We start from the raw sequence: 13,153 nt of genomic DNA on the forward strand, positions 1-13,153 counted from the left end.
GAGTGCTGTTTCATAAGTCGATTATCATTTTTCACGCCCCACCTGGAATTAAATATGACTGCGCAAGGATAAACGGCTATCGCCGTCCTTGGGACAGGCGCGTTTACCGATGAAATATAAGAATAGGTATAAGGTGAACTTAAACTTTCTAATGTGGTAAGAATAAGAACAGGTATAGATGATAACTTATACTTATATTTTAAAAAAGGACCCCTTCCCCGCTCCATAATGGGATTTGAGGTCCTTTTTTGCTTCATTTAGGGACGTACCCGTTTTATGCGAACAATATGGGGACAGCCTCTCGTTTATTTTTCCAGGCGTCCTCTTCCTTCCGTTCATCCTCCTTCACCTCCATTCCTAGAAAGACAAAAACACTTCGAACCCCACTTGCACCAAAATTAATTCTCTCGTATACTGTATATTGTGTATATTCTGTGTATGTATGACGTTAACAGTTATCCAGAAAGGGCTGTTCCATGAAAATAATCATTAGCAATGTGTCGGATCAACCTTTGTATCTACAGATCAAAGAACAAATCAAAGCCGCTATTTTACGGGGAGAATTGCAGGCGGGAGAGCCGCTTCCTTCCATCCGGGCATTAGCTACAGACTTGAATGTCAGTGTTCTGACGACCAGAAGAGTCTTTGAAGAGCTGGAAGCGGAAGGCTTTATTATCACCAAAGCAGGGAAAGGCTCGTTCGTAGCCCCGGACAACCTGGAGCTCTTGCTGGAATCCAAGCGGCTAATGGTGGAAGCCAAGCTGATAGAGGCGTGGGAGATCGCCCGGAATCTCGGGATTTCCAGGGAAGAGCTGTATTCAATGATGGATTTAATATTCGAGGAGGATGACCAATGAATCCGATTCTGGAGGTTAAGGGACTGGCCAAGGAATACCCTTCCTTTAGCTTGAACCATATCGATTTTTCATTGCAGGAAGGCTGTATTACCGGTTTTATAGGGGCCAACGGTTCCGGCAAAACAACGACGATCAAAGCCATACTGGGACTCACCTTGAAAGATGCCGGCAGCATTACTTTTATGGGCCGGGAGCTGACGGAGAAGGAACGCGAACTGAAGAACCGGATTGGGATCGTGCTGGACGAGGGATATTTTTATGATGAGATGACGATTGGTGAAATGAAAAGCGTGATCGCTCCTGCATACTCCAACTGGGATGAATCCGCCTTTAGAAGCTATCTGGATCATTTCAGCCTGCAGCGGAATCAGAAAATCTCCACACTGTCCAAAGGAATGCGGATGAAATACGCCATCTCTCTGGCCCTTTCCCACCATCCCGATTTGTTAATCATGGATGAGCCGACGAGCGGTCTGGATCCGTTGATACGGAGTGAACTGGCGGATATCCTGCTGGACTTTATGGGCAAGAAAGGAAAGAGCGTATTTTTCTCCACCCATATCACCTCCGATCTGGAGAAGGTTGCCGATGTCCTTATTTTGATTGACAAAGGAAATATCGTTTTTCAAGAAGAGAAAGATGTCTTATTGGACACACATAGCTTGATTAAAGGGGACCGGAAACTGCTTAACGAGCATACGAGACCGTTGTTTCTATCCCTGCGGGAAACGAATTATGGATTTACGGGGATTACCAGGGAAAAAGCGGCGATACGCGAACAAATGAAAGATGTGCTTGTGGAAAGACCAAGTATCGAGCAGATCATGCTGGCGTACATTGGAGGGAGTCATTATGCTTTTTAGTCTTGTGAAGAAGGATTTGCTGCTTGTCAAAAAATACTTGTTGTTCATGGTCGTGTTCTCCATTATTGCTCCCATGTTCATCACGGTTAAGATCAGCTTCCCCGGTGGAGGCCTTCTGGGCTTTTTCATTACCGTTCTTTTCACAGAATATATTTTGCTCAATACCCTTTCGAGCCTGGAGGACAAATACAAAGGGGCCGTGCTTCTTAGTGCAACCCCCTATACAAGGAAAACACTGATCCACGCCAGATATTTATTTTCCTTAATTATTTTTGTCGGTGTCTATGCCATATATACGGTGACCTCTTTCGTCTCCCCGGTTCCTCTGGAGCAGCTGAATCTGTTTACAGCCGGGCTGTCGTTCTTGTTCATCACGGCCTATTTCGGCGTACTGCTTCCGGTTCAATATAAGTACGGGTATGAAAAGACGAAATTTATCTCTTCCCTGTTTGTTATTTTAACGCCTTTTGTCGGCCCTTTCGTAATTAAATGGCTGCAGACCAATTCTGTCAATCTTGATGTCTTACCGGCTTTGCCCCAGCCGGCCGGCCATGCACTTCCTGTCTTAATGGCCATTCTATTGGGTTTGATTTCGATGACCACATCGGTCAAAATCTATTCGCAAAAAAATCTATAACTCCGCATAATTTTAAGCAAGGATAAACGACTATCGCCGTCCTTGGGACGGGCGCGTTTACCGATGAAATATAAGAACAGGTATAGATGAAATCTTATACTTTCTTATATTTCAAGAAAAAAAGAACATCTCCGGTCGAGCCGAAGATGTTCTTCTTTATTACTCTCTATCCGTAATTATTGAATAAACTCCACGTTATAGCCTCTCTCCTTCAATAGGTCGACGATCATTCCCTTGATGACAAAATGGCCTGCGCCCACCACAACGAAGTGTGTATGTTCCCCTTCTTGTTCAAGCAATTCAGCCAGCTTCTTCGCCATGTTCTTGTCCCTTTCTCCGAACAGACGCTGAGCGGGTTCACTCTTGACATATTGCTCGGAATCCATAAAAGACTTGGTGAAGCTGTCCAAATCCCCTTGTGCCCAATACTGCTGCCACAGGCGGAACTGTTCGGCGCTATTGTCGTCTTCGGACGGGTTCAGGATGGCATCCATTACCTCATTCAATTCTTTCTCCTGCACTTCCGGAGCTACGTTGTTGAACAGATCTCCTTGCAGCTTATGGCCTTCCAGCTCATGAATCGGCTTCCCGGTCAGAAGCGCATTCTGCAGGAAGTATAGGTCTACACCCAGAGCCTGGCCCAAAGCCAGATCTTCAACGGTATTGGACAGATGGAGCATCGATATGTTGTTCGCAGCGACCCATGGCTTGAAGGTGTCGAATATATCGGCGGGGAGCCCAAACATTTCAACAACCTCTTGCAGCTTCTCATTGGTTTCCTGGGAGACATGATCCTTCAAGGTCGTTCCATCGCTGTATACCATTAATTGATTGAAATACTTCAGCGGTTCCGGATCATCGTTCATCATATTCACTTCCACCCATAGATCATCGGAGGCAGCGAAGGCGTCTCTGATCTCTTTATCCATCGGGTACATTTCCGGGGAGCCCAGATGAATAGATCCCAATAAATAAAGAGTGTTGTCCCCGTGAGTCACCTTCCAGAATAGTCCTTGGGCTCCGCCTTGAGCGGTGTCATATGTATATTGAACAAGCCGGCTGGCCAATACGGTGGCCTGTTCGACCGTACAGAGCTGTTCCAGCTCCAGACCGCGATCGGTTCCTTCGATGATGCCTTTCTGCTGTAAGTATTCTATCGGGTCGGATTTATCGATCTCGAACGCCTCGGGCAGCTCATATTGAGCCAACAAAGCGTACAAGGACAGAACAACCGTTTCTCTGGTAATTCCGGCCTCGGACGAGGAAGGAAGCTCGAGATCCCCTTTCTTGGTTAGTCCCAGCTTATCCAGCTTTGCGGCTGTATCATTGAGCAAGGACTGCAATTTATCAGCGGAAATCGCCTGCCGGAAGGTTCCGTCATAGTACCAGCCCAGCGGGAAAATCCCGTATTTCTCCCCTTCGTTAAGAGTGGTTACAGACCATGGGCTGATGTCCGGAACGGCCGGTTCATCGTTGGCATGCGCGGATAAGGCACTCCCCAGAATAATGGACGATCCAAGCAAACTGCTGGTCAAGACACGGCCCAGCTTACCCCACAACTTTCCTTTCACATAAACTCTCCTCTCAAAAAAAATAATAGACAGCAGCAATAATAATTGCCTCTATCTATTATATCCCACGAAAATGGCGATCACAAATTTTTAGATAGATTTACAATATTATGCAGAATCTGTCTTATTGTTAGATCAGCATCCGGTTTATTTTAACTCCTTATCCTAATAGGTTCACTGCTGAAAAATATCTTTATTCCCTTTGGAACGGTTCATTCTCGAAAAATCAACTTTGGAAAAGGCGATGGTGGACAGCAATAAAAATAACAGCCCGAAGGATAGAACCAAGAGGATACTGATTTGAGGCGTAATGACAAAGTGGTTTATCTTGAATGCAAGCTGTTCAGCGATTAGCTCATCTGCGGGCAAGGACATTTTCTCCAAGCTCAATGCTCTGAAGAAAGCCGCAGCGTAGGTCATCGGGTTCAATAGAGCGATGAACTGCAAGCCATCCGGAAGCAGGCTGAGCGGGACATAAACGCCGCATAAGAAAGTAATCGGAGTCGTTATGGCGACCGAAACAATCTGGAAGGTCTGGGAATTTCTAACCGATGTGGCGATGAATAGGCCGAAGGCCGAAAATACCAGTCCCACAAAAATCATAAATCCGATAACCGCCAGCGGCGTAGCGGCAGAGGAATACTTCATACCGATCAGATAGCCTACCGCCAGAATCAATATTCCTTGCAGGGTGGCGATCGTTGTGGAGGACAAGATCTGGCCCAGAGCGATCTGTATTCTCTTAACCGGGCTGACCAGCACTTCTTTCATATACCCGGAGACGATATCCTCAATCGTGGAAGTGGCTATATTCAGGGACGTCTGAAAGACGACGATAATCACAATGCCGGCCAGCACATAATTGACCGAATTGCTGACATGGGTGCTTTGAAAAATGGTACTTAACAAATACAAATAAAAGAACGGCATAATCAAAATTAAGATCATCTGCACCCGGTTTCTGACAAACAGCTTTACATTTCTTAACCATAAGGCCCCGATAATGCGCATCCCAGCCTACCCCCTTATGTCCTTTCCTGTAATCTCGAGAAACACATCGTTCAAGGTCCCCTTCTTGATTTCCAGCTCTTGAATGGCTGGCCTGTGCTCGCTGATGACCTCCATCAATGAAGGCAGATTGCTCCACTCTACCGAATGATAACCGCCGTTTCTAGTGAAGCTTATATTAAATTTGGTCAGAAGTGCTTCCAACCCCGGCACATCCGTGCTCGTGATGTCCGCTTTGTTCTTGGTGTAGCGCTGCTTTAACGCGCTCGGTGTATCGAAGGCGATAATTTTGCCATGATCCATAACCGCCACTTTATCGCTGATTTCAGCTTCATCCATATAATGGGTCGTTAAGAAAATGGTCAGGTCTCTCTCCTTCTGCAGCTTGATGATATACTCCCAAATATTCGATCTTGTCTGAGGGTCAAGACCGGTCGTAGGCTCATCGAGGAACAGCACTTTAGGCAGGTGCAGAAGGCTGCGGGCGATTTCCACCCGTCTCTTCATCCCTCCAGACAGGGTGCTGACCATCGCTTTCTTCCATTCGACGAGGTCAACAATTTCCAGGGCGAAGTCGATCCGCTCATTCATGACCGATTTGGGCAAGCCGTAGAAATAACAATGCATCTTCAGATTTTCTTCCACCGTCATTTTGCTGTCGAGGGTAGAATCTTGAAAGACAACACCGATGACACTTCGCACTTCGTCTCTGTCCCGGCTGACATCTTTGCCGTCGATCAGCAACGTTCCCGAGGTTTTATCGATAATCGTACACAAAGTGTTGATGGTGGTGCTTTTGCCTGCTCCGTTCGGTCCCAGGAAGGCAAAGATGCTCCCGCTTTCCACCTCGAACGAAACCTGGTCCACCGCTGTAAAATCCCCATATTTCTTCACAAAATCTTTGACCACAATAATAGGGTTCACGGCCATCACCTGTTTTTATTTTTAAAAAAATGCAGCACGCTGTACACCTTATCCAAGGCATTGCTTACACCTTGAGAATGGGCCAGTTCTTCGCTCAGCACTTCCTCCAAAGCATCCAGGACCTTGTGGCACTCCATGAGGCCTACGCCTGATTTCTCCGATACTTTGGCAGCCACTTCGGTTTTATTCATGGGAATCCGCTCCTTTATCGCGTATATTTTTCGGACCTTGCCCGATCATTTCAAGAACATAGCTAAAGCTGCCTCTCTCTGCCCCCAGAGTCTTTTCCATTACATAGGTAAAGGCTAACGCTTTCTGCATCCATTCCTCGGGCGACCAATCGAAAATTCCTTCGTCAAATAAAAATTGGGAAGACACAAGCAGAAATTCTACCGTTTCCTTCGGATAAGGAGTCCGGAAGGCGCCTTCCGCTATTCCTTGTTCAATCACCTCCGTCAACACAGGGGTTAGCTGGAGGATCGTCTCCACCAAGCTTTTCTGATGCATTTCCGCATTGTTGACTTCATGCAGCTGCTCGATCATTTGTTCCTTGCGGCCGGCGTCAGGCTTCTGGGCCATCAGGATCTGAAAGATTTTCTCATGGGCCTGCAAATCAGGATTTGCGGCAATCTGCTTGGCTGCCTGCACCCCCAGGTCTATGAATCGCATAACAATGGCGTCCATCACTTCTTCCTTGGATTGAAAATAGTAATAGAACGTCCCTTTGGCGATCCCGACCTTGTTCAGAATGTCATTAACGGTCGTGTTGGAGTATCCTTGGGTCGTAAACAGCATCTCCGCAGCGTCCAATATTTCGTTTCTTCGTTCTTCAGGTTTTTTGGAAATTCTCATTGTTCATTCCTCCACCGTCATCGACCGACCGTCGGTCTATAGTGACTGTAACATTATTCCAAGCAGGAAGTCAATGGGTAAAAAAGAACCCATTGGGATTTGAGCTCCTAATGGGTTCCGGGTAAATTTTGTGCTAATACATTTCTTTCTTCATCTTCCTTCGCGTAATCATGCTTCCCAGGAGCCACAGTCCAATAATCCAAGCCAGCAAATAGATAAGCTGTCCCTTGTACTCCAGCATGGCGCTCCCGTTTTCTATTCCCTGAATCAGTGTCATATAGGCCTTCTGGGAGTCCTACCAGTTCCAAGGCTTCCTTCACCTGATTTTCCAACTGTTTTCCTTTAAGATGGTACAGTCCCGCAAAGAAACGCACGTTTTGCCAGGCGGTCATTTCTTCATAGATGGCCAAATCCTGAGGGACGATTCCAATCCCCTGTTTGACCTGCTTGGCGTCCCGGGGTAGAGAATGGCCCAGAATCGTCACTTCCCCTTGATCAGCCGTTAATATAGTGGCCAATATATGGATCGTCGTACTCTTCCCCGCCCCGTTAGAACCAACAATTTCCCCTTGTCGGACTACGAAACTGATACCGTCCACGGCTTTTTTGGCAGCATAACTTTTCTCCAAGTTTCTAACGGTCACAATGTTATTCATTGGATCTCCTCTTCATTTCAGATTCCGTTCTCAGTCTTGCAAATTCTTTCATGGCTCTCGATTGAACTTCCGTCAGATTGTCCCGTTCGAATTCGATCTCCTCTTCAAAACCGCTCTGCTCCTCACCGTCAAAACGATACAGCTTCTTCAACAAGCTCCACAAGATTTCCATCTCTTCCGTAGTGAAATGTTTAAAAGCTTCGGCGAAAAAGTAAATCGACTTTTCACCGCACTCCATGAGCACTTGCTTGCCGGATTCCGTAATTTCAACATTGACTGCGCGCTTATCCTGCTTGCTGGGGACCACGTTGACATTGCCCTTTTTCTCCAAAATGTCGATCAGCTGCTTAACGCTCTGTTTGGTGGTGCCCAGTTTCCTCGCAATATTATTGAGCGTCGCTCCGCCTTCCGGCAAATGGACGATGGCCACCATAGCCATACACTGTCTTGACGTCAAGCTCTGCAGGTACTGATCCCCTTGCACCTGAAGCTTGTTGGTCACCGAGAAAAGTGTAGAGTAAGTTTGCTGCATTAAAAATAAATCCTTGTAGAAGTCCATTGGTATCTCCCTCGTTTTAGACAATATAATGACTAAATTTATCATAACAGAACCATTTTGAATTTGTCAATATACTGTCTAATTTTCGAGTCAAAAAAACGGGGCTCTCTCATTCCATGGATATGAGTACAGAGAAAGCCCCGCTGCTTCTATAAGATATTCACTTTTCGGGCAGCAGATGAAATAGAAAAATCCCTTCAACAATAGAGAACAAGTCGTTGTAATAGTGATTAGGGAATCTTGTCTTGTTTGTAAGCTTCGCATATTCTGGCGGATGAACATGATATGGTTCCGTCACCGTTTGATACCTTCTATCCTCATGCGGCTCGCCATGATACTTTCCCCAGACAGTTTTCTCATCTGGTGCAATCCAGTCGTACCAGTATTCTACGATTATCTGTTGTTTATTCAGCTTTTCGGTCACATACAATTTAGAATTATCAGAAAAAAATATGGTTGCTCGTTGGGCGTAAATCGAGCTTGACATGCCCGTACTGTCAGTGTCTCTTATGGAATGTATAGCATGTCCAAAAGCTTTTATTAACACATCCAAATTTGTAGCAGGTTTGCCAATCATAAGTCCTTTATCTCTTTAAGTAATGACTTCCATTCTTTCCCTTCCCTCGCCCAAATCCAATCCTCAGAATCATCAGGATTCCCTTTTTCTACAATTACTTCTGAATATGGCTTTCCATATCGTTTCTCGAAATAGTTAATGGTTTCAATAATGTATCGGATACGGTTAAGATTCCCTCCATCGTCAGAGATGGATGAATTCCCTCTTCTCTGTTTTTGTTCATAAATTTCTACAATATCACGAACAGGTATTCTTTCTTCGGTAGGCGAAATCCAGATTGTATTTTCCGAAATACGTGCTTGCTTATTGCGTTCCATTCGTTCGACCCCTATAAACCGTCTACCGGTTATCCAGTTATTGATCGTCGTAATACTAACCCCGAAAAACTTTGCCAACTGCCCTGTGGAATAAGTTCTTCCTACTTCTTCTTCCTGAGCAACGCACATCAAAATTTCTCCGAGTTTTTGCAAATCTTCCTGCACTAACGCATGATTCGCCTGGTATGGGTATTGATCAAGAAGCTTCTTCACTTCGCTTTGAAGATCAATAGTTATTGAAGTGGTTTTTTTTATTACATTAAATAGCACTTTTAGTGTGACTCCAGCTTTCTCCGGATCACTTCCCACCTCAGCAATTACCCGTTCAAATGTCTTTCTTTCGGCTTCACTTATGGCCATGTACTTCACCTCACTTACCCCCTATTCTAAGAAAACTGAAAGTTAACTGCAAGCAAAAACTAAAACAAAACTACAACTTCTAACTACATATATAGTCAAAAGTTAACCGAAATATCCCTGGATGAGTCTAAAGGATTTACCGAAAAAAGACTCAACGGATTTGACCATTGAGTCGGATCGTAAGGCTTATGGGCAAGGGGCAAGATACGCTGGATTCCATATGACCTATATCATATTTTTCATGCCTGCAAAGCACAACTGAAGCATAGGCGCGGTATAGGAATCAAATTTCTTATCATCGTCCAAGCGGACCCAGGCAATTTCAACAATATCCCGATTGGATTCATTCTCAGTGTCCAAATAAAGTTCACCGCCCACAAGCTCCGCCAGAAAAGTAAATTTCCCGTTCTTTTCGTGCAGTCGTTTCGTGATCCGGATATCGTATCCGGTCTCCTCCTTTACTTCGCGGATACAAGCTTGCTCCGGGGTTTCGTTCCCCTCTATTTTTCCGCCCGGAAAGTTCCATACGATATCCCCTCGTTGAACAAACTGCTTGACCATCAGCACTCGGTTATTTTGAATAACGATACCTTGTGAAATCATTGGCGGCCTCCTCTAATATCTGGTTTTAATTAAATCGATAAAATTTTGAGCGGCCTTGGACAAGTAATGATTCTTCAACCAGATTAAACCGACGGAGGCAGACAGGTTGGCCCCCGATATCTGGTGAGCCTGGATAGCATACCCCGGATGGCGTTTAAGCATCGTTTCCGGGACAATAGAAGCGCAAAAGCCGGATGAAATTAAATCCATCAGCAGAGTAATATCCGAGCACTCGCCTACGATGTTCGGTTGCAGATGGAACCGTGAGAACGCCTCCAAAATCAAATAATGGACCCCCAATCCCTCCGTACTTGGCAGTATGAGCGGATAATGCTGAAGCTCCTCCAGCGAGACTTCGCGATCGAGCGGTTCCTGTTGCGAGGCAACGAAATAAAAGGGCTCTGTATGAAGATGGAGCACGGAAAAGTCGTCCAGCTCCAGCGGCAAGCGGGTAATCGCCAGCTCTACGACCCGGTCTCTCACCAATTTGCAGAGATGGGCGGATTCATTTTGCTGGATTTTATAGGTCACCTTGGGGTATTGTTCTTTGAATTGACGGAGGATTTCCGGCAACTTCGCTTCCGAAAACGTATTGATGCCTATCGTCAGCCTTCCTTTTGCCCCATTCCCGACTTCCCGAACCTCCAACTTGGCTTCTTCCATTAGCTGAGTCATCTGTAAAGCATATTTATATAGGGCTTTGCCCGCCTCCGTTATCTCGAGAAATTTCCCGCTTCTTTCGACTAGTTTGGAGCCTAGCTCCTCCTCCATAGCCTTCAGTTGTTGGCTTAACGGCGGTTGGGAGATATGAAGTCTCTCCGCAGCGGCGGAAATTTTCCTCTCTTCTACTATCGCTATAAAATACCGCAGCTGTCTTATGTCCATCGAAGGAAGACACTCCTTTTAATATATGAAAAACTTAAGCAAAACTAATTTTAATAATATTTTTCATATAACCCTCCTCATGTTAGCATATTTGTAAATAAAGAAAAAGGAGCGATGATTATGTATCGTCTCTGCACGGTTTTATTGGTTGTTTGGCTTGCCGGATGTCAAGCTATTCCTGATACCTCACAAGATGTTATGAAAGAAACTCAACCAACCGAAAAGAAGGTGGAAATTATGAACCAGCAATTGATTCACTACGCAGAGCAAGGAGACACAGAAAATGTTCTGAAGCTGCTTGAAGACGGAGCAGATATCAACGCAACGGATGCTCACGGAAGAACGGCCGTACTGGCGGCAACCTACAACAATAAAACAGACACGGTCAGGGCACTGATCGATAAGGGTGCGGACATTAACCTACGGGATGAGCGCTTAAATAATGTCCTTCTATATGCGGGGGCCGAAGGGCTTCTCGACATCGTCAAGCTCGCCATCGAGGCCGGAGCCGATACGAAGCTGACGAACCGGTTTGGAGGGACGGCTCTAATCCCCGCTTCGGAGCGCGGACATGTCGATGTGGTTAAAGAGCTGCTTGCTCATTCGGATATTGATGTTAATCATATTAATAATTTACACTGGACAGCATTATTGGAAGCGGTCATTCTTGGCAACGGCGGAGAAAAGCATCAGCAAATCGTGCAGCTGTTAGTGGATCATGGAGCTGATGTCCACATCGGGGACGGAGACGGAATCACCCCTCTGGAGCATGCGCAGCAGCGCGGATTTGAGGAAATCGCAGCTATATTGATAAATGCCGGGGCATAAATAACGTTGAAATTATTGAAAGCCATCGGGCTGATTATGATGTGAGAGGAGACAACCGAAATGACGAATAAAGCCTATTGGTTAACGAACGTCCGCTTGGAAGCCGGTTACCTCCGCCAAGACGGTATCGTCGCGGGTACGGAAACGGAGCTATGTGATGTATGTATTGAAGATGGAAAAATGAAAGAAATCATTCCTGCCGGCCAGCCTTTGGAAACGGATTTGCCTGTGCGGGATGCGAAAAATTATTTAATGCTCCCCTCCTTCAGGGATATGCACATCCATTTGGATAAAACATACTACGGAGGCCCTTGGAAAGCGCCGACGATCCCTGCTAAAGGGATTTGGACAAGACTGGAGGAAGAGCAGGAGTTACTTCCCCGCTTGCTGCCTGTAGCAGAAGAAAGAGCAAAGAAATTGCTCGAATTGCTCCTAAATTCAGGCACGACTCATATTCGCACACATTGCAACGTGGATCTCGTCGTCGGGTTGAAAAATCTGGAGGCCACCTTGCGGGCCGTTGAAGCCTATCAAGGGAAAGCTTCCGTCGAAATTGTCGCTTTTCCGCAGCGAGGTTTATTACGCAGCCAGTCCGTTTCGCTGGTTCGGGAAGCACTGCGAAGCGGAGCTTCATTAGTGGGCGGGGTCGATCCTGCAACCATTGACGTCGATCCTGCAACCATTGACGGGGATATTGAGAAGTCCCTTCAGACGATCATGGAGCTTGCGGTGGAAGCCAATGCGAACATTGACCTTCATTTGCACGATCCGGGCCATCTGGGCCTGTTTACGATTCAGCGATTGGCTCATCTGACGGAGGAAGCCGGCTGGCAAGGAAGAGTGACCATAAGCCATGCTTTGGCCCTGGCCGATATTCCCCTTCAAGAAGCCTGCGAAGCCGCCAAGCTGCTGGCCCGCCATGGAATTTCGATTACCTCCTCGGTTCCTCTGACCAGGACGATTCCGATTCCTCTCCTGAGGGATCATGGAGTGGACGTATCCCTTGGCGATGACAGCATTACGGATCATTGGTCCCCCTTCGGGAAGGGAGATAGCTTGGAGAAGGCCGGGACGTTGGCGGAGCGCTTCAGCTTACGCGATGAACGTTCGCTTGGACAAGCCCTTGGATTTATTACAGGAGGGGTCACTCCTTTAAATAAAGAAGGGGAGCGCGTATGGCCCAAAGCCGGCGACAATGCCGATATCGTGCTGGTGGAAGCCTCCTGCTCGGCCGAAGCTGTGGCAAGAAGATCGAGACGGGTAGCTACCCTGTTCCGGGGAGAAGTCGTCTCTGGTTCCATATGAAAACAACCGCCGATTGACGGTACCGGTGACGCGTTTCCGACAGGGACGTTCTACTGGAGTTTCTGCAGCTAGTTCCACCTGTAGGGCGCGTCTTACTGGAGTTTCCGCAGCTAGTTCCCCTGGAGGGCGCGTCTTACTGGCGTTTCTGCAGCTAGTTTCTCCTGTAGGGCGCGTCTTACTGGCGTTTCTGCAGGTAGTTCCCCTATAGGGTGCGTCTAACTGGATTTCATACAGTTAGTTTGCCCCTCTGGAGCAAAAGACGGGGAACTACCTGGAAAATCCGTCTATTTTACCGTCTGCAGGCATCGTTGCAAGCGGAGCGGCACGTCTAACTGTATTTTGTACAGGTAG

At 46.6% G+C, this 13,153-nt stretch carries 16 protein-coding genes; 5 read left to right on the forward strand and 11 right to left on the reverse strand.

Annotated features, from left to right (window positions below; all coding sequences use genetic code 11):
- Nucleotides 1-476: 476 nt before the first annotated feature.
- Genes FS806_RS15125 through FS806_RS15135 form a run of 3 tightly spaced genes read left to right on the forward strand, consistent with a single transcriptional unit; the run spans nt 477 to nt 2,357 of the window.
- Nucleotides 477-857 carry a GntR family transcriptional regulator gene (locus FS806_RS15125; RefSeq protein WP_144938131.1) on the forward strand — a complete coding sequence of 127 codons (381 nt, stop codon included), beginning with the start codon at nt 477-479 and terminating at the stop codon, nt 855-857.
- Nucleotides 854-1,720 (forward strand): ABC transporter ATP-binding protein, encoded by an 867-nt coding sequence (locus tag FS806_RS15130; RefSeq protein WP_144938134.1) that lies wholly within the window; start codon nt 854-856, stop codon nt 1,718-1,720. Before FS806_RS15125 ends, FS806_RS15130 begins: the two co-directional genes overlap by 4 nt.
- Nucleotides 1,710-2,357 (forward strand): ABC-2 transporter permease, encoded by a 648-nt coding sequence (locus FS806_RS15135; protein ID WP_186328378.1) that lies wholly within the window; start codon nt 1,710-1,712, stop codon nt 2,355-2,357. The genes FS806_RS15130 and FS806_RS15135 overlap by 11 nt, the downstream gene beginning before the upstream one ends.
- 176 nt (nt 2,358-2,533) lie before the next feature.
- Here FS806_RS15135 and FS806_RS15140 read toward each other — a convergent pair whose 3' ends face one another.
- From FS806_RS15140 to FS806_RS15190, 11 genes are all read right to left on the reverse strand, one after another.
- Nucleotides 2,534-3,928, reverse strand: coding sequence for a TraB/GumN family protein (locus FS806_RS15140; RefSeq protein ID WP_144938140.1), 1,395 nt, complete (start codon nt 3,926-3,928; stop codon nt 2,534-2,536).
- A 174-nt stretch (nt 3,929-4,102) separates the two neighbouring features.
- Entirely contained in the window at nt 4,103-4,939 is an 837-nt protein-coding gene (locus FS806_RS15145; RefSeq protein WP_144938143.1) for an ABC transporter permease, read from the reverse strand.
- Between the two features lie 6 nt (nt 4,940-4,945).
- Nucleotides 4,946-5,860, reverse strand: coding sequence for an ABC transporter ATP-binding protein (locus FS806_RS15150; RefSeq protein ID WP_144938146.1), 915 nt, complete (start codon nt 5,858-5,860; stop codon nt 4,946-4,948).
- A gap of 5 nt (nt 5,861-5,865) precedes the next feature.
- On the reverse strand, nt 5,866-6,051 hold the full coding sequence (locus FS806_RS15155) for an HU family DNA-binding protein (protein ID WP_144938148.1): 186 nt from the start codon (nt 6,049-6,051) through the stop codon (nt 5,866-5,868).
- Complete coding sequence (locus FS806_RS15160; protein WP_144938151.1) at nt 6,044-6,712, reverse strand: TetR/AcrR family transcriptional regulator; 669 nt, start codon at nt 6,710-6,712, stop codon at nt 6,044-6,046. The genes FS806_RS15155 and FS806_RS15160 overlap by 8 nt, the downstream gene beginning before the upstream one ends.
- Nucleotides 6,713-6,819: 107 nt before the next feature.
- Nucleotides 6,820-7,368, reverse strand: a complete 549-nt coding sequence (locus FS806_RS15165; RefSeq protein WP_144938154.1) for an ATP-binding cassette domain-containing protein — start codon at nt 7,366-7,368, stop codon at nt 6,820-6,822.
- Nucleotides 7,361-7,927 (reverse strand): MarR family winged helix-turn-helix transcriptional regulator, encoded by a 567-nt coding sequence (locus tag FS806_RS15170; protein ID WP_144938156.1) that lies wholly within the window; start codon nt 7,925-7,927, stop codon nt 7,361-7,363. Before FS806_RS15170 ends, FS806_RS15165 begins: the two co-directional genes overlap by 8 nt.
- A 160-nt stretch (nt 7,928-8,087) precedes the next feature.
- The gene (locus FS806_RS15175; protein WP_144938159.1) at nt 8,088-8,504 is read right to left on the reverse strand and encodes a toxin-antitoxin system TumE family protein; all 417 of its coding nucleotides are present in this window, start codon (nt 8,502-8,504) and stop codon (nt 8,088-8,090) included.
- A complete protein-coding gene (locus tag FS806_RS15180; RefSeq protein WP_144938162.1) occupies nt 8,501-9,190 on the reverse strand; it encodes a hypothetical protein in 690 nt (229 codons plus the stop codon). Before FS806_RS15180 ends, FS806_RS15175 begins: the two co-directional genes overlap by 4 nt.
- 216 nt (nt 9,191-9,406) lie before the next feature.
- Complete coding sequence (locus tag FS806_RS15185; protein ID WP_144938165.1) at nt 9,407-9,784, reverse strand: NUDIX hydrolase; 378 nt, start codon at nt 9,782-9,784, stop codon at nt 9,407-9,409.
- Nucleotides 9,785-9,796: 12 nt separating this feature from the next.
- Complete coding sequence (locus FS806_RS15190; protein WP_144938169.1) at nt 9,797-10,669, reverse strand: LysR family transcriptional regulator; 873 nt, start codon at nt 10,667-10,669, stop codon at nt 9,797-9,799.
- Between the two features lie 237 nt (nt 10,670-10,906).
- Between FS806_RS15190 and FS806_RS15195 the strand changes: the two genes are divergently transcribed.
- Nucleotides 10,907-11,497 (forward strand): ankyrin repeat domain-containing protein, encoded by a 591-nt coding sequence (locus FS806_RS15195; protein ID WP_144938172.1) that lies wholly within the window; start codon nt 10,907-10,909, stop codon nt 11,495-11,497.
- Between the two features lie 60 nt (nt 11,498-11,557).
- Entirely contained in the window at nt 11,558-12,802 is a 1,245-nt protein-coding gene (locus FS806_RS15200; RefSeq protein WP_144938175.1) for an amidohydrolase family protein, read from the forward strand.
- Nucleotides 12,803-13,153 lie beyond the last annotated feature (351 nt).

It is taken from the genome of Paenibacillus sp. 32O-W (genome assembly GCF_007679495.1).
GTDB lineage: Bacteria > Bacillota > Bacilli > Paenibacillales > NBRC-103111 > Paenibacillus_L > Paenibacillus_L residui.